General features: G+C 71.5%; 19 protein-coding genes and 1 pseudogene. 8 read left to right on the top strand and 12 right to left on the bottom strand.

The features are described 5' to 3' along the window. From IE226_RS12460 to IE226_RS12450, 3 genes are all read right to left on the bottom strand, one after another. Entirely contained in the window at positions 1-1,425 is a 1,425-nt protein-coding gene (locus tag IE226_RS12460) for an MFS transporter (protein WP_190081190.1), read from the bottom strand. A 100-nt stretch (positions 1,426-1,525) separates the two neighbouring features. After that, positions 1,526-2,740 carry a lipid-transfer protein gene (locus tag IE226_RS12455; protein WP_190081189.1) on the bottom strand — a complete coding sequence of 405 codons (1,215 nt, stop codon included), beginning with the start codon at positions 2,738-2,740 and terminating at the stop codon, positions 1,526-1,528. Further along, the gene (locus tag IE226_RS12450) at positions 2,737-4,950 is read right to left on the bottom strand and encodes an acyl-CoA dehydrogenase family protein (RefSeq protein ID WP_190081188.1); all 2,214 of its coding nucleotides are present in this window, start codon (positions 4,948-4,950) and stop codon (positions 2,737-2,739) included. Before IE226_RS12450 ends, IE226_RS12455 begins: the two co-directional genes overlap by 4 nt. Before the next feature lie 238 nt (positions 4,951-5,188). On the opposite strand from IE226_RS12450, the gene IE226_RS12445 reads away from it, so the two are divergent. Next, positions 5,189-6,925, top strand: coding sequence for an MFS transporter (locus IE226_RS12445; RefSeq protein WP_190081187.1), 1,737 nt, complete (start codon positions 5,189-5,191; stop codon positions 6,923-6,925). A 47-nt stretch (positions 6,926-6,972) separates the two neighbouring features. Here IE226_RS12445 and IE226_RS12440 read toward each other — a convergent pair whose 3' ends face one another. Then, entirely contained in the window at positions 6,973-7,617 is a 645-nt protein-coding gene (locus tag IE226_RS12440) for a CatB-related O-acetyltransferase (protein WP_190081186.1), read from the bottom strand. A gap of 130 nt (positions 7,618-7,747) precedes the next feature. On the opposite strand from IE226_RS12440, the gene IE226_RS12435 reads away from it, so the two are divergent. From IE226_RS12435 to IE226_RS12420, 4 genes are all read left to right on the top strand, one after another. Next, entirely contained in the window at positions 7,748-8,404 is a 657-nt protein-coding gene (locus tag IE226_RS12435) for a class I SAM-dependent methyltransferase (protein WP_190081185.1), read from the top strand. Between the two features lie 22 nt (positions 8,405-8,426). Beyond that, the gene (locus IE226_RS12430; RefSeq protein WP_190081184.1) at positions 8,427-9,449 is read left to right on the top strand and encodes an N-acetylmuramoyl-L-alanine amidase; all 1,023 of its coding nucleotides are present in this window, start codon (positions 8,427-8,429) and stop codon (positions 9,447-9,449) included. Positions 9,450-9,597: 148 nt separating this feature from the next. Then, complete coding sequence (locus IE226_RS12425) at positions 9,598-10,449, top strand: hypothetical protein (protein ID WP_190081183.1); 852 nt, start codon at positions 9,598-9,600, stop codon at positions 10,447-10,449. Positions 10,450-10,565: 116 nt separating this feature from the next. Beyond that, entirely contained in the window at positions 10,566-11,576 is a 1,011-nt protein-coding gene (locus IE226_RS12420) for an LLM class F420-dependent oxidoreductase (RefSeq protein ID WP_190081182.1), read from the top strand. Positions 11,577-11,634: 58 nt separating this feature from the next. Here IE226_RS12420 and IE226_RS12415 read toward each other — a convergent pair whose 3' ends face one another. Beyond that, positions 11,635-12,186, bottom strand: a complete 552-nt coding sequence (locus tag IE226_RS12415) for a hypothetical protein (RefSeq protein ID WP_190081438.1) — start codon at positions 12,184-12,186, stop codon at positions 11,635-11,637. A gap of 118 nt (positions 12,187-12,304) precedes the next feature. On the opposite strand from IE226_RS12415, the gene IE226_RS12410 reads away from it, so the two are divergent. Continuing rightward, entirely contained in the window at positions 12,305-12,595 is a 291-nt protein-coding gene (locus IE226_RS12410) for a hypothetical protein (protein ID WP_190081181.1), read from the top strand. Here IE226_RS12410 and IE226_RS12405 read toward each other — a convergent pair. Genes IE226_RS12405 through IE226_RS12395 form a run of 3 tightly spaced genes read right to left on the bottom strand, consistent with a single transcriptional unit; the run spans position 12,589 to position 15,844 of the window. Then, entirely contained in the window at positions 12,589-13,680 is a 1,092-nt protein-coding gene (locus tag IE226_RS12405; protein WP_190081180.1) for a glucosidase family protein, read from the bottom strand. The two genes, IE226_RS12410 and IE226_RS12405, sit on opposite strands and share 7 nt — an antisense overlap. Next, a complete protein-coding gene (locus IE226_RS12400; protein WP_190081179.1) occupies positions 13,677-14,468 on the bottom strand; it encodes a class I SAM-dependent methyltransferase in 792 nt (263 codons plus the stop codon). The genes IE226_RS12405 and IE226_RS12400 overlap by 4 nt, the downstream gene beginning before the upstream one ends. Next, positions 14,468-15,844, bottom strand: a complete 1,377-nt coding sequence (locus tag IE226_RS12395) for a glycosyltransferase family 4 protein (RefSeq protein WP_190081178.1) — start codon at positions 15,842-15,844, stop codon at positions 14,468-14,470. The genes IE226_RS12400 and IE226_RS12395 overlap by 1 nt, the downstream gene beginning before the upstream one ends. A gap of 234 nt (positions 15,845-16,078) precedes the next feature. Here IE226_RS12395 and IE226_RS12390 point away from each other — a divergent pair, with 234 nt between their 5' ends. Both IE226_RS12390 and IE226_RS44070 read left to right on the top strand, forming a co-directional pair. After that, positions 16,079-16,714, top strand: a complete 636-nt coding sequence (locus tag IE226_RS12390; protein ID WP_190081177.1) for a TetR family transcriptional regulator — start codon at positions 16,079-16,081, stop codon at positions 16,712-16,714. A 159-nt stretch (positions 16,715-16,873) separates the two neighbouring features. Then, positions 16,874-17,461 (top strand): annotated as a pseudogene (locus tag IE226_RS44070) (LuxR C-terminal-related transcriptional regulator); the annotation flags it as partial. Here the strand turns inward: IE226_RS44070 and IE226_RS12385 are convergent. The 4 genes from IE226_RS12385 to lanKC all read right to left on the bottom strand — a co-directional run bounded on the left by IE226_RS12385 (position 17,375) and on the right by lanKC (position 24,161). Continuing rightward, on the bottom strand, positions 17,375-19,279 hold the full coding sequence (locus IE226_RS12385) for an ATP-binding cassette domain-containing protein (RefSeq protein ID WP_190081176.1): 1,905 nt from the start codon (positions 19,277-19,279) through the stop codon (positions 17,375-17,377). The pseudogene IE226_RS44070 and the gene IE226_RS12385 sit on opposite strands and share 87 nt — an antisense overlap. Continuing rightward, on the bottom strand, positions 19,276-21,000 hold the full coding sequence (locus tag IE226_RS12380) for an ABC transporter ATP-binding protein (RefSeq protein WP_190081437.1): 1,725 nt from the start codon (positions 20,998-21,000) through the stop codon (positions 19,276-19,278). Before IE226_RS12380 ends, IE226_RS12385 begins: the two co-directional genes overlap by 4 nt. Before the next feature lie 353 nt (positions 21,001-21,353). After that, on the bottom strand, positions 21,354-21,479 hold the full coding sequence (locus IE226_RS12375; protein WP_190081175.1) for a SapB/AmfS family lanthipeptide: 126 nt from the start codon (positions 21,477-21,479) through the stop codon (positions 21,354-21,356). Positions 21,480-21,524: 45 nt separating this feature from the next. Continuing rightward, positions 21,525-24,161 (bottom strand): class III lanthionine synthetase LanKC, encoded by a 2,637-nt coding sequence (gene lanKC / locus IE226_RS12370; protein WP_190081174.1) that lies wholly within the window; start codon positions 24,159-24,161, stop codon positions 21,525-21,527. Between the last annotated feature and the right edge of the window lie 209 nt (positions 24,162-24,370).

The raw sequence follows: 24,370 nt of genomic DNA, 5'->3' as shown, positions 1-24,370 counted from the left end.
TCAGCGCTTGGCCCCGTCCCGCGGCATCCACAGCAGCAGCACCAACACCCCCACCAGCAAGATGCACCCACTCGTCCGGAACGCCATCGCGTACCCCGCGGTAAGCGCCTCCGGAGTAGAAGAACCCCCCATCCGCGACGCGGCGACCGTCGAGAGCACCGCGAGGCCCAGCGCGCCGCCCATCGTGCGCGAGGTGTTGATGAGCCCGGAGACGAGGCCCGCGTCCCCGGGGTCCGCCCCCGAAGTGCCCAGGGACGCCAGCGGCGTCGTGGCGAGCCCCGCGCCGAACATCATCATGATGCCGGGCAGCATGATCGAGGTGACGTAGTCGCCGTCGGCGGTCATCAGGGACTGCCAGCCGAACCCGGCCGCCGCCACCAGAATCCCGAGCACGGACACGTTCTTCGCCCCGAGCACCCGCATCAGGCGGGGCGCGAGCTTCGAGCCGAAGACGATGGTGAGCGAGGAGGGGATCAGCGCGAGGCCCGCCTTGAGGGCCGAGTAGCCGAGGACGTTCTGCGCGTACAGCGTCATGAAGAACCACATGGCGAACATGCCGCCGCCGCACACGAACATCGCCGCGTTCGCCGCCGAGACGGACCGCACCCGGAACAGCTTGAGCGGCATGAGCGGCACCTTCGTACGCGCCTCGACCAGGAGGAAGAGAGCGAGCAGGAGGAGCCCGGCGGCCAGCGGCACCAGGGTCGCCGCGGCCGTCCAGCCCTTCTCCTCCGTCTGCACGATCCCGTACGCGAGCGTGGCGAGCCCCGCCGTCACGAGCACCGCGCCCGGCACGTCGAGCCGGCGCGCCTCGCCGGCCCGGCTCTCGGTCAGCCAGGCCACGCCCGCGACGACGACGAGCGCGCCGATCGGCACGTTGATGAGGAGCACCCACCGCCAGGAGAGCAGGTCGGTCAGGACTCCGCCGACGAGGCCGCCCGCGGCGCCGCCGCCCGCGCCCACCGCCGACCAGGTGCCGATCGCCCGTATCCGGGCGGGCCCCTCGGGCACCGCCGAGGTGAGGATCGTCAGGGTGGAGGGGGCGAGGACCGCCGCGCCGAGCCCCTGCACGGCCCGCGCCGCGAGCAGCTGCCACTCGGCCTGCGCGAGCCCGCCAGCGAGCGAGGCCACCGTGAAGAGCCCGAGCCCGACCAGGAACATCCGCTTGCGGCCGAAGAGGTCCCCGGCCCGGCCGCCGAGCAGCATGAAACCGGCGAAGGCGATCGAGTAGGCGTTGACCACCCATTGCAGTCCGACCGCGCTCATGCCCAGGTCGGCCCGCATGGAAGGCAGCGCGGTGTTCACCACCGACACGTCGAGAACGACCAGGAACTGCCCCGCGCAGGCGGCGAGCAGCACCGCCCATACGGGAGCGGACTTCCGCGCTGTCGCGGCTATGTAAGTGTCAGGGGGCGTTTGGACCATGACGTTCATGCTCTCAGGAGCGCATGGCCGTTGCATCGGGGTTTCGGCGCAAAGATTCTCGGCCCCGGGTCCTAGGACCCGGGGCCGTCGCCACGGGCGGCTACTCCTTGCGCAGCAGTGTCACCACTGCCGCTCCTCCGAGCCCGATGTTGTGCGCGAGTCCCACCCGCGCCCCCGTCACCTGCCGCGCGTCCGCCTCGCCGCGCAACTGCCATGTGAGTTCGGCCACTTGCGCGATTCCCGTCGCGCCGAGCGGGTGTCCCTTGGAGATCAGGCCGCCCGACGGGTTCACCACCCACCGCCCGCCGTACGTCGTCGCCCCGCTCTCGACGAGCTTCCCGGACTCGCCCGCCGCGCACATGCCGAGGGCCTCGTAGGTGAGGAGCTCGTTGATCGAGAAGCAGTCGTGCAGCTCGATCACGTCGACGTCCTCGATGCCGAGCCCCGACCTCTCGTACACCTGGCGCGCCGCCGCCGCCGACATCGGCTGTCCCACGACGTCGATGCACGAGCCGGAGTCGAAGGACTCCCCCGTGTCCGTCGTCATCGCCTGCGCGGCGATCTCCACGGCGCGGTCCTGGAGGCCGTGCCGTTCCACGAACCGCTCCGACACCACCACGGCGGCGGCCGACCCGTCCGACGTCGGGGAGCACTGGAGTTTGGTGAGCGGGCGGTGGATGGTCTTGGCGGCGAGGATCTCGTCGACCGTGTACTCGTCCTGGAACTGGGCGTACGGATTGTGCACCGAGTGCCGGTGGTTCTTGGCACCGACGGCGGCGAGCTGCGCCTCGCTCGTGCCGTACCTCTCCATGTGCTCGCGCGCCGCGTCGCCGAAGATCTGGGCGGTGGGCGGGGTCATCTCGAAGCCGTGCAACGCCGCCATCACGGCGTAGTGCCTGGCCACGGGGGACGTCTTGCCGAATCCATCAGCGGCTCCGCCGCGGGCACCCCCGTCGCTCCCGCCCCCCAGCGCGCCGCGCGCCATCTTCTCGAAGCCGAGCGCGAGCACGCAGTCGTTGATGCCGCCCTCGACGAACTGCCGCGCCATCATCAGCGCGGTCGAGGCGGTCGCGCAGTTGTTGTTGACGTTGTAGACGGGGACACCGGTCAGGCCCAGTTCGTACGCGGCCCGCTGGCCCGCCGTCGAGGCCTGGAAGCAGTAGCCGACCGGGACCTGCTCCACGTCCTCGTAACTGATCCCGGCATCGTCGAGCGCTTTCGTCCCCGCCTCCTTCGCCATGTCCCAGTACTGCCAGTCCCGTGTCTCGGGCTTCTCGAACTTCGTCATGCCGACACCGACGACGTACGCCTTCACTGACCGGCTCCTTTCGAGGGGTGCGGCTCGGGGTCCCTCGGCAGGCCGAGGAGCCGTTCCGCGACGACATTCAGCTGCACCTGCGTGGTCCCGCCCGCGATGGTCAGGCAGCGCGACATGAGGAAGCCGTGCAGCGCCCGGTCCCCCGCGCCCTCGCGGACCGCGCCCGCGGGGCCGAGGAGTTCGAGGGCGAGTTCGGCGACCTTCTGCTGGTGCGGGGTCTGCACGAGCTTGCGTACGGAGGCTCCGGCCCCCGGTTCCGCGCCGGACACCTGCCGCATCGTCGTCCGCAGGCCGATGCAGGCCAGCGCGTGTGCCTCGGCGGCGAGCACGCCGATCCGCGCGCGGCACGCGGCGTCGAGACCGGCGGCGCGTCCGATGAGCGCTTCCAGACCGGTGTCGAAGGTCAGCTGGTCGGCCATGTGGACGCGTTCGTTGCCGAGGGTGTGGCGTGCGACGCGCCAGCCGTCGTTCACCTCGCCGACGACCGCGTCGGCGGGCAGCAGGACGTCGTCGAAGTAGACCTCGTTGAAGAGGGAGTCCCCGGTGATCTCCTTCAGCGGCCGGACGTCGATGCCCGAGGTCCGCTTCATGTCGATGACGAAGTACGTGAGGCCCTTGTGCTTGGGGGCTCCGGGGTCCGTGCGGGCCAGCAGGATTCCGTGATCCGCCCACTGGGCCGCGCTCGTCCACACCTTCTGGCCGTTGATCAGCCAGCCGTCCTCGACCCGCTCGGCCCGCGTCCGCAGCGACGCCAGGTCCGACCCCGCTCCCGGCTCGCTGAACAGCTGGCACCACAGCACCTCCCCCTTGAGGGTCGGTGCCAAAAAGCGCTCCTGCTGCTCCCGCGTGCCGTACGCGATGAGGGAGGGCACCACCCAGGTGGCGATCCCGAGATCGCTGACGCGCACCCCGGCGGCGGCCAGCTCCTGCTGGACGGCGAGCTGCTGGACGGGGCCCGCGCCGAGACCGTACGGCTCGGGCAGGTGCGGTGCCGCGTAACCGGTCGGTGCGAGTGCCTTCCGTGCGGCGGCGGGGTCGAGGCCACGGGCCGGGGCGATGGCCTCGCGGGCCTGCTCCCGGTAGGTCTCCGCCTCCTCGGGCAGCTCCGTCCGCAGCTCCCTGCGCGTCCCGCCCTCCGCGAACCGCACCGCCCGCAGCCGGTGCGCGTCACCGGTCCCGACCAGTTGCCGGGCAACGAGCGACCTGCGCAGATACAGATGCGCGTCGTGCTCCCAGGTGAAGCCGATGCCGCCGAGGATCTGGATGGCGTCCTTGGCACAGGAGTACGCGGCATCGAGCGCGGACCCGGCGGCGAGCGCGGCCACGAGTCCCCGCACCTCCGGGGGCTCGTCGGCCGCCCGCGCCGCGTCCCACGCCAGTGCCCGCGCCTGTTCGAGCCGCACCAGCATGTCGGCGCAGGCGTGCTTGACCGCCTGGAACTGCCCGATGGGCCGCCCGAACTGCTCGCGCACCTTCGCGTACTCGACGGCGGTGCCAAGCGCCCAGCCGGCCACCCCGCACGCGTCCGCCGCGTACAGGGCGCACGCGAGATCCCGTACGAGCGCCGCGTCGACGTCGAGCATCCGCCCGGCCGGGACCCGCACACCGGCCGCCGTGACCTCGGCGGTGGGCCGTGTCGGGTCGGCGCTCTCGTGGGTGCGTACGGTCAGCTCGGCGGCGTCGACGGCCAGCCAAACCGTTCCACCAGCGGCATCCGCGGACTCCGCGCGCTCCGCGGCCAGGATCAGGAGATCGGCGTCCGCCCCGGAGAGCACGGGCGGTGCGGTTCCCTCCAGGATGCAGCCGCCGGCCACAGGCACCGCGGTCAGCGTGCCCGCACCGAGCGCGACGGCGCCGATCCGTGCTCCGGCGGCCAGCTCGGCGGCAAGCTCACGGGCGCCCGCCCCGTGCAGCACGGCCGAGGCCAGGGAGCTCGCCAGGTACGGCCCCGGCAGCGCGGCGCGGCCCGCCTCCTCCAGGACTACGGCCAGGTCCACGAGGTCGCCGCCCCCGCCGCCGCACTCCTCCGGCAGATGCACCGCGAGCAGCCCCTGCTCGGCGAGGCTGTCCCAGTACGCGGGCCTGCCTCCGGTTCCGGGCGGGGCGTCGAGCAGTTTGCGCACTTCCCCGGGCGGCACGGTGCGGGCGGTCCAGCCGCGCACCGCCGCCGCCAACTCCCCTTGTTCCTGCGTGATTCCGATGCCCATGCGCGTCCTCGCCGGTAGCAGCTTCCGGGACGGCGACAGACTAGAACACGTTTCAGTACGGTGGAAGCCTGACGGAGGGTCAGATGTCGGGTCCGTCGGGGCATCACTTATCCGGCCGGTTAACAACAGGTCAAGAATTCCCCTCGTACGACATCCGTCGGAATAGTCGCCCGGGGAAACAGGTTCGTACTGCACGTACCCCTGCCAGTTTTCGCACCGCCCCCGGAGGCCCCACGCAATGACGCAGTCGACGACCCACCAACGCGGCCCCCGCGGAGTCGTCCCCGTACTCGCCTTCGCCGGCATCGTCGTCGCGGTGATGCAGACGCTCCTCGTGCCGGTCATCAAGGACCTGCCGACGCTCCTGAGCACCTCGCCGTCGAACGCCACCTGGGTCATGACCGCGACCCTGCTCGCGGGCGCCGTATCGACCCCGATCATGGGCCGCCTCGGCGACCTCTACGGCAAGCGCCGGATGCTCCTCATGAGCCTGGCCGTGATGGTCGTGGGCTCGTTGATCTGCGGTTTCACCGACAACCTCGTCGTGATGATCGTCGGCCGTGCCCTCCAGGGCTTCGCGATGGGAGCCATCCCGCTCGGCATCGGCCTGATGCGCGACATGCTGCCCCGCGAGAAGCTCGGCTCCGCGATGGCCCTGATGAGCTCCTCCATCGGCGTCGGCGGCGGCCTCGCGCTGCCGCTCGCGGCACTGACCGCGCAGCACGCCGACTGGCACGCCCTGTTCTTCGGCGCGGCGGGCCTCGGCGTCATATCCATGCTCCTGACCGTGGCCTTCGTGCCCGAGAGCAAGGTCAAGGCGCAGGGCACCTTCGACGTGATCGGCGCGCTGGGCCTCTCCGCCGGCCTGGTCCTCTTCCTGCTCCCCATCACCAAGGGCAGCGACTGGGGCTGGACCTCCGGCATGACGCTCGGCCTGTTCGGCGCGGCGGCGGTCGTCCTCGTCCTGTGGGGCGTGATGGAGCTCAAACTCAAGGCGCCGCTGGTGGACCTGCGCACCACGGCCCGCCCCGCGGTCCTCTTCACCAACCTGGCTTCGATCATGGTCGGTGTCGCGTTCTACGCGATCTCCCTCGTCCTCCCCCAGCTGCTCCAGCTCCCGACCGCCACCGGCTACGGTCTCGGCCAGTCCATGGTCGTCGCGGGCCTGTGCGTGGCTCCGCTGGGCCTCACGATGATGTTCACGGCGCCGGTGTACGCACGCCTCTCGGCGAAGTACGGCCCGAAGGTGACCCTCATCCTCGGCATGCTGATCATCGGGATCGGCTACGGCGCGGGCCTCGGCCTGATGAGCGCCGCCTGGCAGACGATCGTCATCGCGGTGGTCGTGGGCGCGGGCATCGGCCTCGCCTACTCCTCGCTCCCCGCGCTGATCATCGGCGCTGTACCGGCTTCGGAGACGGGTGCGGCGAACGGCCTGAACACCCTGATGCGCTCCATCGGTACGTCGGTGTCGAGCGCCGTCATCGGCATGGTCCTCGCCAACACCGCGAACCACGTGGGCGGCGTCGCGGTCCCGACGATGACGGGCTTCCGCACTTCGTTCCTGATCGCCACGGGCGCGGTCGCCCTGGGTCTGGTCTTCGCCCTCTTCCTCCCCTCCGCCCGCCGCTCGGCCAAGACCCAGCTCCGGGCCAGCAGTGAGGAGGACGCCAACCTGCGTGCCGCGACGGAGGCGCTCGCCGGTTTCCACGGCCGGGTACTGAGCCCCTCCGGGGCGCCGGTCGCGCGGGCGAAGGTGACGCTGATCGACCGCCGGGGGCGGCAGGCGGGGTCGGCCCTCACGGATGAGGTCGGTCGCTACACGCTCTCCGTCCCCGGCGACGGCTCGTACGTCCTCGCGGCGACGGCTTCCGGGCATGCGCCGCTCGCTTCCGCGGCGGCGCATCGCGGGGACCACCGGGCGGTGGAGATGGACCTGCTGCTGCCTGCGGGCGGGAGTGACGTGCTGGCGTAGATGTCCTCAAACGCCGGACGGGCTGGATAGCTCCAGCCCGTCCGCCGCTAACCCCGCGGCGCGGCCTTCTCCAGGTCGTCGATGGTCCCGGACATCACGGTCCGGACGTGCTCGGTGAGATGCTCCGCAGGCCAGTCCCACCAGCCGACGGCAAGCAGCCGCGCAACCTCGTCCTCGCTGTACCGCGTACGAATCAGCTTGGCCGGATTCCCGCCGACCACCCCGTAATCGGGAACGTCGTCCACGACGACGGACCCCGAGGCGACCACCGCCCCGTTCCCGATCCGCACCCCCGGCATCACCGTCACCCCGTACCCGAACCAGACGTCATGTCCGACGACGGTGTCACCGCGCCCCGGCAGCCCGCTGATCAGGTCGAAGTGCTCGCCCCAGGAACCGCCCATGATGGGGAACGGGAAAGTCGACGGCCCGTCCATCCGGTGGTTCGCGCCGTTCATGATGAACCGCACCCCCGTCCCGAACGCGCAGAACTTCCCGATACGGAGCTTCTCCGGCCCGTAGTGGTAGAGGACATTGCGCGTCTCGAAGGCCGTCGCGTCGTCCGGGTCGTCGTAGTACGAGTACTCCCCCGCCTCGATCAGCGGAGACTTCACCAGCGGCTTCAGAAGCACGACGCGGGGCTGGTCCGGGAAAGGGTGCAGCACCGTCGGATCCGCCGGTACGAGTTTCATGACTGTTCCCCTTCACCTCTGTGTACGGCCCCGCCTCCATGATCGGCCGGACCATGCGGCAGCATAGGTCGGCCCCCGGCGCAGACCCACCGCTTTTCCCACCGCTTTTCCGAAGCCCAGGAGGACCCCCATGGCCGTCGCCCCCCAGCCCGAGCCGGAGATCCTCGCCGCCTTCGAAGCGGCGAAGGGCTTCATGCCCGCCGGCGAGGGCCTCGCCCTGTACGCCGCGGCGACGGAAGCCGCGGCGCTCGGTCTGCCGCTCCTGGAGGTCGGAACGTACTGCGGCCGCTCCACGATCCTGCTCGCGGACGCCGCCCGCGAGGCCGGCGTCACGGCGATCACCGTGGACCACCACCGCGGCAGCGAGGAGCAGCAGCCGGGCTGGGAGTATCACGATCCGGCGACGGTCGACCCGGAGGTCGGCCTGATGGACACCCTCCCCACCTTCCGCCGCACGCTCCACCACGCGGGCCTGGAAGAGCACGTGATCGCGATCGTCGGGCGCTCGCCGCAGGTGGCGAAGGCGTGGGGCGGTCCGCTCGGCCTGGTGTTCATCGACGGCGGCCACACGGACGAGCACGCGACGGGCGACTACGAGGGCTGGGCCCCGCACATCGCGGAGGGCGGCCTGCTCGTGATCCACGACGTCTTCCCCGACCCCGCCGACATCATGACCGGCCAGGCGCCGTACCGCGTCTACCTCAGGGCCCTGGAGTCCGGCGCGTTCACGGAGGTCTCGGCAACCGACTCCCTGCGCGTCCTGCGGCGAACGGGCGCGGGGATCTGACCTCGCGGTTAGAGTCGCTCTCGTGTCGTACGTAGGCCCGGACAGCCAGCCCCCACGCCCGCCCCGCCGTTTCACCGGCGGCCCTCTCACCGTGACGCTCGCCGCGCTGGTGCCCACCTGCCTGGCCGGGTGGCTCATCTATGAGGCGACGAGCGGGCCGGGGGGCGACGAGCCCGCGAGAACGCTCCCCGCGACGAGCCAGTCCGCGCAGGGCTCCTCGCCCGCCGAGCCCTCCTCCTCCGCCTCCGGGAAGGACGACGGGAAGGCGGCCGGGAAGGGCGACAAGGGAGACAAGGGAGACAAGGACAAGGCTAGCGACGAGCCGAGCCCGGCGAAGCCTGCGAAGCCGTCGGGCCGGCCCGCCGCCTCCGGACCCCTCAAGGGCAAGGTCGTCGTCATCGACCCCGGCCACAACCCGGGCAACGGCAAGCACACGACCGAGATCAACCGCCTCGTGAACGTCGGTACGCACCGCAAGGAGTGCGACACCACCGGCACCTCCACGAACAACGGCTACACCGAGGCCCAGTTCACCCTCGACGTCTCGCGCCGCCTGCGCACGCTGCTCCAGAGCCAGGGCGCCACGGTGAAGTTCACGCAGGACGGCGACCGCCCCTGGGGCCCCTGCGTCGACGAGCGCGCCCGTATCGGCAACAACGCCCGCGCGGACGCCGTCGTCTCCGTGCACGCCGACGGATCGGCGGCCGGCAACCGCGGCTTCCACGTGATCCTGCCCGCGTCGGTGAAGTCCGGCGCCGCGGACACCTCCGGGATCGTCGTCCCGTCACGCGACCTGGGCGAGCGCATCGCGGGCAAGTTCCTGAGCGCGACGGGCAGCGCCCCGTCCAACTACGTCGGCGACGGAACAGGGCTCGACGTACGCAAGGATCTGGGCGGCCTCAATCTCTCCACCGTCCCCAAAGTGTTCATCGAATGCGGCAACATGCGGGACTCGAAGGACGAGGCGTTGATCACGAATGGCGCCTGGAGGCAGAAGGCAGCCCGGGGGATCTCGGACGGAATCGTGAGTTTTCTGCGGGGATAACGGGTCGGCAGCTCTTTATCCGGAGCAGACACCCCACCCGTGGGAACGATAATGTCCTCCGTACGATGGGGGGCCATCCCCGCGCTCTGCGCCGAGACCTGCGGCGAGCGACGCCTCCACCGACGAGACGACTTACGAAGGACCTGAAGTGAATATCCGCTCTCTCACTCGAGGCGACGGCGTGGTGATCGGGGCAGCGGTGTTGCTGTTCATCGCCTCGTTCTTGGACATCTGGGACATCGAAAGCATCTCGGATTCCGCCGACATGCCGAACGCCTGGAACAGCGGGCCTTTCCTGCTGAGCGTCACCCTGGCCGGGCTCATCGGCGCCGTCTGCATCATCGTCGCCCGCGGCCTCCCGACGGCCCCGAAGGTCCTCGGCATCGACCTCGGCCACTTCGGCGTCGTCTTCAGCGTGGCCGCTCTCTGGAGCGCCCTCGGCCAGATCTTCGACCCGGCCAGCGGCATCGACAACATGGGGCAGGGTGACAGCGGCATCGACGCCGGCATCGGCACCATCCTCTCCCTGATCGCCACGCTGGTCCTGGCCGCCGGGGCGATCCTCTCCCTGACGGTTCCCGCCTTCAAGGCTCCCCTCGTCGGCTCCCCGCGGCCCGCCCCGCAGCCTTACGGCGGCCAGCCGCAGGGTGGCTACGGCTACCCCGGCGCGCAGGGTCAGCCGCAGCAGGGCCAGCCGTACGGCACCCAGCCCGGCCAGCCCCAGCAGGGTCAGCCCTACGGCGCCCAGCAGGGTCAGCCGCAGGGGCAGACGCCGCCTCCCGGGGCGGCGCAGGCCACCGGTGACTTCTCGCCGTTCTGGTTCGCCGTGCCGGTGCCGCGTCCGCTGTACGCGGAGGACGGTTCGCCCACGCCGATCGCCGAACTGGCGCCCGGCACCTGGTACCTGGCCGTCGAGCAGCGCGGCCCCGGCCTGGTGGCCCAGACGCAGGACGGCCGTCGCGGCGTACTGCAGGACACCACGGGAATCCAGCGCGGCTGACCGCCCGCACCTCCCGCACCTCGCGGCCCCTCGCCCTTCCGGGCGGGGGGCCGTTGTCGTACAGTCGCCACCCTGCACTGAGCTGACGGCCCGTCAGGAGGGATCGGGGATCGCGTATGCGCCTGGGACTCGCACTCGGTTACTGGGGGCGCGGCCCCGACCCGGGGCACGTGGCACTCGCCCAAGAGGCCGAGCGGCTCGGTTACGACTCCGTCTGGACGGCGGAGGCATGGGGTTCGGACGCCTTCACGCCGCTGACCTGGATCGCCGCGCAGACCTCGCGGATCAAACTGGGCACTGCGGTCGTACAGATGGCGGCGCGGTCGCCGGTGACGACCGCGATGCACGCGCTGACCCTGGACCACCTGTCGGGCGGGCGCATGATGCTCGGACTCGGGCTTTCCGGGCCGCAGGTGGTGGAGGGGTGGTACGGGCGGCCGTTCCCGAAGTCGCCGCTGACCGCTACGCGGGAGTACGTGGACGTCATCCGCCAGGTGCTGCGGCGGGAGGGGCCCGTCGCCCTCGACGGACGCTTTCACTCCCACCCGTACCGGGGAGAGGACGGCAGCGGTCTCGGCAAACCCCTGAAGCCGATCACGCATCCGCTGCGCGCGGACCTGCCGGTGCTGCTCGGGGCGGAGGGGCCGAAGAACATCGCGCAGACGGCGCGGATCGCGGACGGGTGGCTGCCGCTCTACTGGTCGCCGATGCGGTCCGACGTGTACGAGGCGTCGCTCGCGGGAGCGCGGGAGGGGTTCTTGGTCGCGCCCATGGCGCGGGCGAAGGTCTGTGACGACGTTACGGAGGGCCTGCTTCCGGTCAAGGCGATGCTGGGGTTCTATATCGGCGGAATGGGGCACTCCGCGCGAAACTTTCATGCGGATCTGATGGCGCGGATGGGGTTCGAGGCTGAGGCGCGGAGAATTCAGGAACTGTTTCTGGCAGGGCGCCGGGAGGAGGCGGTCCTCGCGGTTCCGGATGCTTTCGCCGATGAGATCTCGCTGGTGGGGCCGCGGGAACGCATCGCGGAGAGGCTGGAGTTGTGGCGCGAGGGGCCGGTGACGGATCTGCTGGTACTGGCTCCTGATCCGCATACCTTGCGGGTGCTTGCGGAATTGAACGGCTAACCCTCTGAGCCCCCCGACGAGATGTCCTCAAACGCCGGACGGGCTGAAATAGCCAGGATCAGCCTTTTGCCAGCTCCCCCGCCGACGGCACCTTGTTCTTGACCTCCGCCCCCGCCCCCTTGCCCGCGTCCTTCACCTTGTTGATCACATCGTCGAAGGAGTTCACGACGGAGTCCGTCGAGTCGCCCTTCCGCAGTTTCTTCGGGAGGTCCTTCAGGGAGTCGATCCCCGCCGTCAGCGGCGCCACCGCCTTGGAGAGGGTCGGGTCACCCTTCGCGTTCTTCGTTGCCGCCTTCAGGCGGTTGTAGGCCAGCGTCCCCGCGAGCCCGGCCTTGATCAGGGCGAACTTCCGCCCGTCGGCGCCCTTCTTGAACTTCCCGGCCTTGAAGGGCTTCACGATCCACTGGTACGTCGCCCCGGCGGCGATCCCCGCGTTCGCGACGAACCGCGTCTTCGCGAACTTCTGCTTCTGTGCCGAGCTGGAAGCCGACGGCGACGACGACGCCGCGTCGGCGTCGTCGTCGCCGCCGCACGCGGTCGTTCCCGCGAGCAGGGCGCCGCACAGCACAGGGGCGACGAGTGACCGGCGTACGGTCGCGGCGGACAGCAACACGGGGACCTCCGGGCAGTGGACAGCTCTCCCGGCAGCGTCACCCCGGCCGGTGGAGCTCGCCACCCGGGCGAGTCCGTACGGGTTTCATCCAAGCGAAAACAGGTATTCGGGTTCCATGTCCACCCGACAAGCACGTGGCAGCACCGCAGCGAGGGTCATCGTCATCGTCGCGGACGTGATGGCCATCATCCTCGGCCTGTGGATCCTCATGTACCTGTTGGACGCGAACCGCGCCAACGACCTCGTCCAGTTCATCCACGACGCGGCCCGCTGGCTCGCCGGCTGGTCGCACGACCTGTTCACGTTCGACGAAGCCTGGGCACGGGTCGTCTGCGGCTACGGCCTGGCAGCCCTCGTCTACGTCTTCATCGGGCACGCCCTCGCGGGACGGCTCCGCCGCTACTGATCCCCCGCGGCAGGCACGCAGCACTCCGGCGCGAGGCCCACCGGCAGGCGTTCTCCCGAGAACACCGCGCAGGTGGCCTCGTCGCCGCCGAGTGCCGCCACCGCGAGCAGCAGGGAGCCCGCCGTCCACGTGGTGAGTTCCTCGGGCCAGATCGCCTTGTCGTCGAAGACGTAGCCCGTCCAGTAGAGGCCGGTCTCCGGGTCGCGCAGGTGCTGGATCGACTGGAGGATCTCCAGGGCGCGGTCGGATTCCCCCAACACCCAGAGAGATAGGGCGAGTTCGGCGCTCTCGCCGCCCGTCACCCAGTTGTTGGGAATGACGCAGCGCACGCCGAGATCCGGTACGACGAAGCGGTCCCAGCCCTCCTTCATGCGGGACTTGGCCTCCGCGCCCGTCAACGCGCCGCCGAGTACCGGGTAGTACCAGTCCATCGAGTAGCGGTCCTTGTCCAGGAACCGCTCGGGATGGCTGCGGATGGCGTGGGCGAGGGCGCCCGCCGCCAGTTCCCAGTCCGGCTGCGCCTCCTCGCGCTGCTCGGCGATCGCGAGGGCACACCGCAGCGCCTGGTAGATCGATGAACTGCCCGTCAGGAGCGCGTCGTTGACCGGCTCGCCGTCCGGCTCGCGCTTCCAGCCGATCTGGCCGCCAGGCTGCTGCAAGGTGAGGACGAACTCCACGGCCGCCACCACCGTCGGCCACAGCCGGTCGAGGAACGTGTCGTCGCCGGTCGAGAGGTAGTGGTGCCAGACGCCCACCGCGATGTAGGCGCAGAAGTTCGTCTCGCGGCCCCGGTCCGTCACGTCGTGCGGGTCCCCGTCGGCGTACGCCGCGTACCAGGAACCGTCCTGGTTCTGGTGCCGCGCGAGCCAGTCGTAGGCGCGACCCGCCGCCTCGTGCTCGCCCGCCGCGTCCAGGGCCATGGCGGCCTCGGTGTGGTCCCAGGGGTCGAGGTGGTGGCCGCGGAACCACGGGATCGCGCCGTCCTCGCGCTGGACCGCCAGAATGCCCCGGACCGTACGCGCGGCCTGATCCGCCGTCAGGACGCCCGGCAGTACCAGGTGTTCCGTCCGCTCCGGGCTCGTCACGCGTCGGTCTTCGCGTCGGTCTTTGCGTCTGTCTTCGCTTCGGACTTCGCGTCGGTCTTCGCTTCGGACTTCGGCAGGTGCGGCTTCGTCGCGTACGCCACGAAGCTCTTGCCCACGACCGGGTTGAGCAGTTGCTCCGCCACCTTCGTCGCCAGCGGCTTCTTCATGATGTCCCAGACCAGGAGCTTGTGGTACGCCCGCACCGGCAGCGCCTTGTCGTTGTCCACGCCGAACGCGCACTTCAGCCACCAGTACGGCGCGTGCAGGGCGTGCGCGTGGTGCGTGCCGTACGGCTTCAGGCCCGCCTCGCGCATCCTGCCGAGCAGTTCGTCCGCCTTGTAGATGCGGATGTGACCGCCCTCGACCTCGTGGTACTCGTCCGACAGGGCCCAGCAGATCTTCTCCGGGCCGTAGCGCGGAACCGTCACCGCGATGCGGCCGCCGGGCTTGAGCACACGAACCATCTCCGCGAGCACGCCCTTGTCGTCGGGGATGTGCTCCATCACCTCGGAGATGATCACGACGTCGAACGAGTCGTCGGGGAAGGGGAGGTTGAGCGCGTCGCCCTCCATCGCGGTGGCGGTCGCGCCGGCCGGTGCCTCGCCCGCCTCCTTCATCGCGGCGAACCACTTGGCGACCTCGCGGATCTCCTCGCCGTTCTGGTCGAGGGCCACCACCCGGGCTCCACGCCGGTAACACTCGAAGGCGTGCCGGCCCGCGCCGCAGCCCAGGTCCAGGACGCGATCGCCGGCGGCGAGCGGGAAGCGGGTGAAGTCGACGGTCAGCATCAGCGATGGCTCCCGGAGTACGTCGGGGTGGTGGCCGGGGGGCGGCCGGATTGCGGGGCCGCGTTTTTTCCGGCGATCGCCGCGCGGTACAACTCTGCGGTGCCCTGAGCGGCTCGGGCCCAGGTGAATTTGGCGAGAACCCGCTCGCGTCCCGCCGCGCCGAGGCGCGCCCGCAGCTCGCGGTCGCCGAGCAGACGGTTCAGGCCCGCGGCGAGTGCGCCGGGGTCGGCGGGCGGCACGGCCAGGCAGGTCTCGCCGTCCGGGCCGGCGACCTCCGGGATCGCGCCGCCGGTCGTCGCGAGCAGCGGCGTCCCCGTCGCCATCGCCTCGGCCGCGGGGAGCGAGAAGCCCTCGTAGAGCGAGGGCACGCAGGCGACCTCGGCCGAGCGGACCAGGTCCACCAGTTCCTCGTCGGTGATGCCCTTGACGAACTCGATGGCGTCCGCGAGGCCGTACTTCTCGATCGCCTGCGCGACGGGGCCGTCCTCGGCGCGCCTGCCGACGACGACGAGGTGCGCGGCGGGGTTCTCGGCGCGGACCTTGGCCAGCGCCTCGACGAGGTACACCAGGCCCTTGAGCGGGACGTCCGCGCTGGAGGTCGTGACGATCCGGCCCGGTACCTCGGCGACCGCCGGGTCCGGCGAGAAGAGGTCGGTGTCGGCGCCGATGTGTACGACGTCGATACGGTCGCCGCGTACGCCGAGGTGGTCGATGATCTCCTGGCGTGACGTGCCGGAGACGGTGAGCACGGAGGACAGCCGGCGGGCGACGCGCTTTTGCATGCGCGTGAACGCGTACCAGCGGCGCACCGACATACGGCGCCGCCAGTTGTCCGCCGCGTCGAGATCGAGACGGCGGTCCACGGTGATGGGGTGGTGGATCGTCGTGACGAGCGGGGCGCCGATGTCGCCCAACAGGCCGTAGCCGAGGGTCTGGTTGTCGTGCACGACGTCGAACTCGCCCCGCCGTGCCCGCAGGTGACGGCGGGCGCGCAGGCTGAACGTCGCGGGCTCGGGGAAGCCGCCGGTCCACATCGTCGCCACTTCGAGCGCGTCGACCCAGTCGCGGTACTCGTCGCGCTTCGGCGTGCGGAACGGGTCGGGCGAGCGGTAGAGGTCGAGGCTCGGCAGCTCGGTGAGCTTGAGGCCTTCGAGACCCTCGGCGGCATTGTCGAGGACGGGGTAGGGCTGCGCGCCGATCACCTCGACGCTGTGCCCGAGGCGGGCCAGCTCGCGTGAGAGGTGACGTACGTAGACGCCTTGCCCCCCGCAGAACGGGTTCCCTTTGTACGTGAGGAGAGCGATGCGCAACGGTCGGTCACCATCGGAGCCCTGCGGGCCCGTCCGGGGGCCCGCCTCCATGGCCTCAGCGGTCACTCTCGGCCCCCTTCTGCCTGCGGTTGTCCGCGAGGTTACGCCGGGACGGTAATCTAGAACAAGTTTCAGACTTGATCGTTGAATGATCGCTGAACGAGGTCTGAATCTACCGGCAGGTAGCCGCGCTGTAAGGCCCGGATCAGGTGATTCGCGCCACGACAGGTCCCCTGCCATGCTGGCCCACCACATAGCCGGACCGGGACGACGGACCGAGACCACGGAACAACGGGACATATGACAGCGGAAGCCAAGCCAGCGGAAGTCGCAGCAGCTGATCCGGCGTCGCCGCCCCTGACCGAACGGCAGGAGGCGCGCCGTCGCCGCATCCTGCACGCCAGCGCCCAGCTCGCGAGCCGGGGCGGGTTTGACGCCGTGCAGATGCGTGAGGTCGCCGAGTCGTCGAGCGTCGCGCTCGGCACGCTGTACCGCTACTTCCCCTCGAAGGTGCATCTCCTGGTCGCCACCATGCAGGACCAGCTGCAACACATGCACACCACGATCCGCAAGCGACCGCCCGCCGGCGAGACTCCCGCCGAGCGCTGCGCCGAGACCCTGATGCGGGCCTTCCGCGCCCTGCAGCGCGAGCCGCATCTGGCGGACGCCATGGTCAGGGCGCTGACCTTCGCCGATCGCTCCGTGAGCCCCGAGGTGGACACGGTCTCGCGGCTGACCACGGCGATCATCCTGGACGCGATGGGCCTCGCGGACGCGCCGACGCCCGAGCAGCTCTCGGCGGTCCGGGTCATCGAGCACACCTGGCACTCCGCGCTGATCACCTGGCTCTCGGGGCGGGCGTCCATCGCGCAGGTCAAGATCGACATCGAGATGGTGTGCCGCCTGATCGACCTGACGTCTCCCGAGACCGCGTAACACTCCGCCGCAATCGCTCGGCGCGTCGTCCGCCGCGACTCGAACACAACCTCTGAACAGTTGCACAGGGGGCGCACACACGCTTGACATTTGCGCCCCTGAGCCTCCTCTGGTCGCGCTTGGCCAGATCTCCGGGTCCCTATCGGCGGTCGCGCGGCTATGAATGGTCTACGTGCTGTACGAAGCCATCGGACCAAAAGCGGAGAGCTGGAGGATCGGAACGTGATCCGGGTTCTTCTCGTGCATGATGCCTGTCTGCTGCGGTCGGCTCTGGCCGAACGCCTCGCCCGCGAACCGGACCTGGAGGTGTTCCACGCACCGTGGCGGGGAGCCCGTGACCGTATCGGCGATGTACGGCCCGACGTTTGCGTGGTAGACCCCGACGGCGACTCGTCGTACGCGTCCGCGGAGTTCGGGGAGCAGTCCCATCCGGTGACCGGCGGTCTCGGCAGCCCGCTGCTCGTCCTGGTCTCCGGCAACCGGCCGGGGCTGCTGCGGCGCTGCACCGAGGCCGGCGCCCTTGGTTACGTGGACAAGGCGAGCCCGCCGGACCGGCTGCTCGCCGGGATCAGGCAGGTGGCGGCCGGTCTGCGTTTCGTGGACGATTCCCTGGGCTTCGGTTTCCTGAAAGCGGCTCAGATGCCGCTGACGCACCGGGAGTTATTGGTCCTCGCGCTCGCCGCCGGAGGCGCGCCGGTCGCCGAGATCGCGAACCGTCTGCATCTGACCAACGGGACGGTGCGCAACTACATGGCCGCCATCACCCGTAAGACCGGGGCCCGCAACAGGATCGACGCGATAAGGATCTCGCGGGTCGAGGGCTGGGTGTGACGTTCCGTTCGCCGGGCCCCAGCTGCCGGAGAGTTCGCGGTAGAGCGGGGAGCTTTCGAGGAGCTCCTCGTGGCTGCCGCACTCGGTGTGCGAGCCGTCCATCACCAGGATCCGGTCCGCGCGGCGGGCCGAGCTGATGCGGTGGGCGATGACCACGAGGGTGCCGCCGGGCCGCGCGGCGAACGCCCGCTCGGCGCGGGCCTCCGCCGCCGGGTCGAGGTGGCAGGTGGCCTCGTCGAGCAGGGCGAGGGGCGCGTACGAGACATGGGCGCGGGTCAGCGCGACGAGCTGGCGCTCGCCCGCGGAGAGCGCGGCCGGGTCCACCGGGGCGCCGAGCCCGCCGAGCCGCTCGATGACCCCGCCGAGCCCGACGGCGTCGGCGGCGGCGAGCAACTCCGTGTCCCCGACGCCGTCCCCCCGCAGGTACTCCAGGTTCTCGCGCAGGGTGCCGCTGAAGACGTAGGCCTCCTGCGGTATCAACACCCGCCGCCCGACGGCATCCGGCCCCCGCACGTCCCGCCCGTCCACCCGTACGACACCGCTGCCGGGTTCGAGCATCCCGGCCACGAGCCCGGCCAGCGTCGACTTCCCGATGCCGCTCGGCCCGACCACCGCGAGGTGCCCGCCGCCGGGAACGGTGAGCGACAGATCCCGCAGGACGGGTTCGGCGAGGGGGCCGTAGGCGAAGGTGACGGAGGAGAGCTGGAGGGCGGGGGCGGGGCGCCCGGCCGGGGCCGCACCGGGGTCCGTACCGCTGTCCGCGACGCCCTCGGGGGCGGTCGGCGGCGGGGTCCAGGTCAGGCGGCGCAGGACTATGGCCAGGCGGGAGCCGCTCGTGCCGAGGCCGTGGATCAAGTTGTTCAGGGCCGGCAGCAGGGCCTGGGTGACGTAGGCGATCGCGCCGACGAGGGCGCCCGGCGTCACCCCGCGGTTCAGGAGCCAGGGAGCCGTGGCGAGGAGCAGGACGAGCGGGAGCTGGCCGCCGGTGACGAGGGCGGCGGTGCGCAGGACGCCCCAGCGGGCGAGGGAGCCCGCCGCCGCGTACTCGGTGGCGACGGCCCGGTCCAGCTCTCCCGCCACGTCCCGCTCCGCACCCGCCGCCGCGATGTCGCGCAACCCCGGTGCCACGGCCCCCAGTTGCGTCGCGATCGCCTCGTCCGCCACGAGGAACCGCTCCTGGCGCCGGGCCAGCGGACGCAGGCTCGCCGCGAACAGGGCGATACCGGCGAACAGCGGCGGCGCGACCACCAGGAGGAGGAGCGGGGCCAGCGAGAACAGGCCGATCAGCGCGCCCGCCGCCGTGAAGACGAAGGAGCGGGAGACGAGAATGAGGCCCGCGAACGTGTCCCTGGCGATCTCCACCTGCTGGGTGAGCCGGGACACTGAGCCGCTGTCCGCGTCCCGCAGCCCCCGGCCGACGACCTGCCGCACCAGGCTGTCCCGCAGCGGTTCCACCAGGTCGGCGACCGCGCGGAACACCCGCCCCGTGCCGTACGCGGCCACGAGCACACCGAGCCCGGCCCCGCCGAGCCACCCGAACCCCACCGCCGCGCGCCCCGCGAGGAACCCGTCGTCCAGGGCGCGCGCGAGGGCGTACCCGGTGAGGAAGGTCTGCCCGGTCTCCAGTACGGACCAGAGCGCGAGCCGCAGCAGTACCGGCCACCTGCGCCACAGGAAGCGGACACCCCGGCGATAGGTGCCCAGCGGGGTCGGGGACAGCGCGGGATGACTCATTCGCCGAACACCTTCCTGTACTCCGCCCGCTTCCACAGCTCCGCGTGCGTGCCCACCGCTCTGATCCGGCCGCCGTCGAGCCAGGCGACCACGTCCGCGCGGGCCGCCGTCGCCGCGCGGTGGGCGATGATCAGGCGGCTGCGGTGCGGGGTGTGGTGGAGGAGGGCTTCGGCGATGTGGTGTTCCGTCACCGTGTCCAGGCTCGACATCGCGTCGTCCAGGATCAGGATCCGGCCGCCTCGCGCGAACGCCCGCGCCAGGCCCAGGCGTTGGGCCTCGCCTCCGGAGAGGGGCGCGTCGGCGCAGAGCGTGGCGTAGCCGTCGGGGAGGCGGGTGACGAACGTGTCGGCGCGGGCCGCGCGGGCCGCCTCGCGGATGCGGCCCGGCGCCGGGCGCGGGGCGCCGAAGCCGATGGTGTCCTCCAGGGTCGCTCCGAGCAGCGCGGGCCGCTCGAAGGCGTAGCCGATCTCGCGGCGCAGCTCCTGGTGGCTGAGGGAGCGCAGGGGGATGCCGTCCAGGCGTACGTCTCCTTCGTCGGGATCGGCGAGCCGCCCGGCGAGGGCCGCGAGCAGCGACTTGCCCGCGCCGGAGCGGCCGACCACGGCGAGCGTGCTGCCCGCGGGGACCGTCAGGTCGACGCCGTCGAGGACGGCGCGTCCGCCGCGGACCGCCTTGATCCCCCGCAGCTCCAACAGGCCGTCGCCGGGCGGGAGTTCAGCGCCGCCGTGAGAAGTCGCGGGCTCCGCGAGCACCTCCCCCAGGCGCCGCGCCGCGGCCCTCGCTCGTACAAGGCCGCCGAGCTGGCCGACGAGCATCCCGATGCCGGTGGCGAGCACGGCGTACCGGGAAGCGGACAGCAGTTCGCCGACGGTGATGCGGTCCTGGACGACGAGGTGGCCCGCGACCGCGATGACCGCGATCTGCAACAGCGGCGCGACCGCGACGGCCTGCGCCTGGGAGCGGCCCTGGACCCGCCACATGCGGTGTCCCTGCCGGGAGAGTTCGGGCAGCGCGCCGAGGACGCGTTCCGCCTCTTTGTCCTCGGTGTGCGCGGCAGCGACGGTCCTGGCCCCGCCGATCGCCTCGCCGAGGCGGCCCGCGATGTCCCCCTGGACCTGCTGGTAGCGGGCCACGCAGTCGGAGGAGACCCGCACGAACGCCCGCAGGAGCAGGACGAGGACGGGTGCCCCGGCGATGAACACCAGGGCGAGCCGGCCGTCGATCAGGGCGAGGGCGGCCACGGCGCCCACGGGCGCCACCAGGGCGGCGAGCAGGGCGGCGAGCGTGGCGGGCGCGACGCCCGCGTGGGCCGCGTTGTCGACAAGGCGTGCCACCAGGTCGCCGGGGGCGAAGCGCGCGGTGGCGCGGGGTCCGACGCCCAGCACATGGCGTCCGACACGGCCGCGCAGCCAGGCGGTGGCGCGGGCGTTGGTGGTTCCGGTGAGGACGCCGTCGAGCGCGTCCAGGAGTGCGCTCGCGGCGACGAGCGCCGTGCACAGGAGGATCCAGCGGCCGGCGTCGGCGCCGACGTGGCCCGCGGCGTGTCCCGCGAGGACGGCGTCCAGGGCGCGGCCGATCGCGAACGGCAGGAGGAGGGCGGCGCCGGCACCCGCGATGCTGCACAGCGCCAGGGCCGCGCAGCGGGCGGCGTTGTGGCGGGTCACGGCCTTCAGCAGGCCGGCGTCGTGGTCGGGTCGCGGCGGGCGGGTGGTGGTCGCCATACGGTCCGGGTCCTCGCGTTCCTCGTGGCCGGGACGGAGCGCCACGTGACGGCCGTCCGTCTGGCAGTGGCCGGGCGGAGCGCCCGGGGCAGCCGTCCGCGGCGGGGTGTCCGGGGACAGGGCGGCCGTACCGGAGCGGTCGTACCGGAGCGGTCGGGGCGACGGCCGGCGAGCGGCCGGTGCCGCAGAGCGGATACATCGGCCGCCCGTGCCTCTCCCGTCCGCGACGGGCCGGCCGCGGCGCCCCGGGTCCGGACGGCGCGGACGGACCCGGGCGGTGCCTCTGGGGAGAGGCGCCGCCCGGTCCCTCACGGCGTGCCGGTCAGACGGCACGGGCCGTTATCAGAGACACATCAGAGACAGAGGAGGACACTCGCGTCGCTCCAGCACAGCAGCAGGCTCACGTTGCTGCCGCCGCCACCGTGGCCGCCACCGGTCATCTCTTCGGATTCCATGCTCTGCAGGTCGAGAAGCGCCATGATCTTCCCTCTCATTTGGGGACGTAGATGTCCTTATGGGTGGTGTCACGACCCCGCGGATTCGCGGGACCGGCTCTGGGGCCGCCGCAAGGGCGGCAGGAAGGGGACGTGTGCTCCGCCGTCCCCCAGGGCGGCGGCGAGCGCGAGAAGGCAGCCCGCCGTTCCGGTGTGCAGGTCCATGGAGAGACGGAGCATCTGGTTGCCGGGGAAGGCGATGTGGCCCGCGTACGGCATCGTGAACCAGCCCAGTCCCTCGATCTGCGCGGCGACGTCCCCCGGCGTGATGCCGGGTGCGGTGCTGCGGTTGATGTGCAGGAGCAGTCCGGCCCGCCCTTGGAACAGGCCCGGCTGTACGCAGAAGCGTGAGCGTGCGGTGGCCAGGATGCCCGGCCGTGCCGCCTCGAACCCGGCGTCGTCCCGGTGCGCGAGGTAGTCGTCGATGACCATGCCGATGCCGACGCTGCCGTCGCCGAGGTAGGGCATGGTGCGCCACCCCTCGTCCACTCCGAGGCTGCCGTCGGGCCGCGCCACGCACCGGTCGAGGTCCGCGCGCAGGGCGCGCGCCGCCAGGTCGAGAAGCGCGGGGTCGCCGTTCCTCTCGTAGAGCCGCAGGAAGAGGAGTGCCGGGCCGGTGTCCCCGTGCAGCAGGCCGGCTCGTGGCCGCCCCTTCGGCGGGGGCCCGGCGGTGAGCCGCTCGCCGATCAACTCGGCCGCGCGCAAGGCGTGTTGGGCGAGTGCTTCCTCGCCGGTGCGGTGCGCGAGGGAGTCGAGGGCGAGTCCGAGTCCGGCGAGGCCGCCGTTCAGATCGGAGGGCAGCCGCTGCCAGTTCTCCTGGAGGACGCTCTCCATCAGGTCGAGCGCGCGGGTGCGGTGGCCGAGCCGTTCGAGTACGTGGGCGATGCCCGCGAGTCCGTCGTTCAGTCCGAGCGGCGTGCCGGTCGGGGCGGATTCGGTGTGCTTCAGGAGCCAGCGTTCGCCCTCCTCGTAGCGCTCGGCGCCGCTCTCGGCGAGGGCGTAGAGCACTCCGGCGGCGCCGTGCGCGAGGCCGAGTCCGCCGCCGTCGGAGAACGTCGCGATGTCGCCGGGGAAGAGCCGGTCGTCGCGCTCCGGGGTGGCCGAGGCGAGGATCGCCTTGGCCATCGAGTCCCGCCCGGCGGGCCAGTCGGCGAGGTCGACGAGCGGTGCGGCGGCCCCGGTCGTCGCCCCGGTCGTCGCCCCGCTTCTCGCGCCGCGGGTCACGCCGTCCCCGCCGCGCTCGATCTCCGCCACCGCCGCGGCGAGGAACTCCGGCGGCACGTCGGGGAACTCGGCGGCGATCACCTTCGCGAGGTGCGCGGCCTTGCCGCGGTCGACGGCGAGGAGCGTGGTGATCGGCAGGAAGAGGGCGAGGCGCAGACAGGCCAGGGCGTAGGAGTCGACGTCGACGCCCTCGCGGTCCGCCGGCGCCATGAACCCGGGGTGGGCCACGACCTGCCTGCCCCCGTCCCCCACCCGCGTCGCGGCCTCGAAGTCGAGCAGGGACACGGACTGTTCGTCGGGCGCGACCATGATGTTGAACATGTGGAGGTCGTTGAAGACGACACCCCGCTCGTGCACGGCCGCGACGGCTTCCTCGACGGCGCGGTGGATGCGCAGCGCCCAGGCCGTGTACGCGGCGACGGCGTCGGCGTCCGGCTCGCTGACCAGCAGCGGATGCCGGTCCGCGAAGAAGGAGTTGAGGGTGCGGCCCTCCAGGAAGTCCATGACGAGGAACCGGTGGCCGCCGAGTTCGAACCAGTCCCGTACTTCGGGCGCGACGCCGAGGCCCGCCAGTTTCCCCAGCGCGTCCCGCTCGCGCTCCAGGCGGGCCACGGCGTCGGCCCCGTCGGATGCCAGGCCCGCGTGCGGCCGGCCCTCCTTGAGGACGACCTTGCGGCCGTCCCTGGTGTCGGTGCCCACGTAGACCCCGCCGCCGTTGGAGAAGTGCAGTGCCTTCTCCATGCGGTACGGCAGGTCGGTGACCGTCGTGTTGTTGCGCGCCGCCAGCTGCGATTCGAGGAACGGCGGCAGCGTCACCCACTCGGGGACCCGGAAGGCCGGGTCGCGCGAGTCGGGGACGAGGCGTCCCCGGTCGTCCTCGATCGCGGGAACGAGTCCGCCGCGCTCGTCGACACACATACGGCGGGTGAAGGCGCCGTACCTGACGTACAGGGGGCCTTCCTGCCAGCGCAGGTCGGTGAGGATGTAAGGGCCCTCGAATCCGGCGAGCGTCTGGCCCAACTCTGACAACAGGGAGTGCAGTTGGTGCTCGTCGGCGGGGTAGATCGTGGCGAACTTCCCGCTGCCGTCGCGTCCCGCGTACTTGCTGTTGCGCAGGTGGAGCAGGGGCCGTCCCGCGATGAACTTGAAGGGGACGGAGCGCGGCACGCAGTGGTCCCAGACCGCCGCGGCGATCCGGTCGGCGTTCTCGAGCGTGGCGGAGACGTGGATCTTCCACCCCTGCTGGGGCGCGGGCTTCGCGTGCCCGTCCTCGTCGACGGGGACGAGGGTCAGCCAGTCGCCCTGGCGCGCCGACCGCCATCCCTGCGGGACCGGGCGCTGCGCCGTCCCGAATTCGGGGGCGCTGCCGCCCACGGACAGACGGTCCGGAGTCTCGTAGAAATGCCTGTCGGCCAGACAGTAGACCTCGTACCGCTTGTCCACGCCGTCCCCTCCCCAAGTGGTCTGGACTTGAGATTTCCAGACCGCAAAGGGGGCGGACAGTCACGGATGTCATCGATCGGGCATGCAGAACGCATGGGTAAATTCGTGTTCGCACCTGTTCGATCGAACACGATACGTACAGGACGTCTACGGGCACGTGCGGGCGCCGTCGCGGATGTAAAGTCCGCCCGCCCGTGCCGCCCATGCCG

This window comes from Streptomyces longisporoflavus (genome assembly GCF_014649775.1).
GTDB classification, from domain to species: Bacteria; Actinomycetota; Actinomycetes; order Streptomycetales; family Streptomycetaceae; genus Streptomyces; species Streptomyces longisporoflavus.
This window is presented reverse-complemented; position numbering and strand designations above follow the sequence as displayed.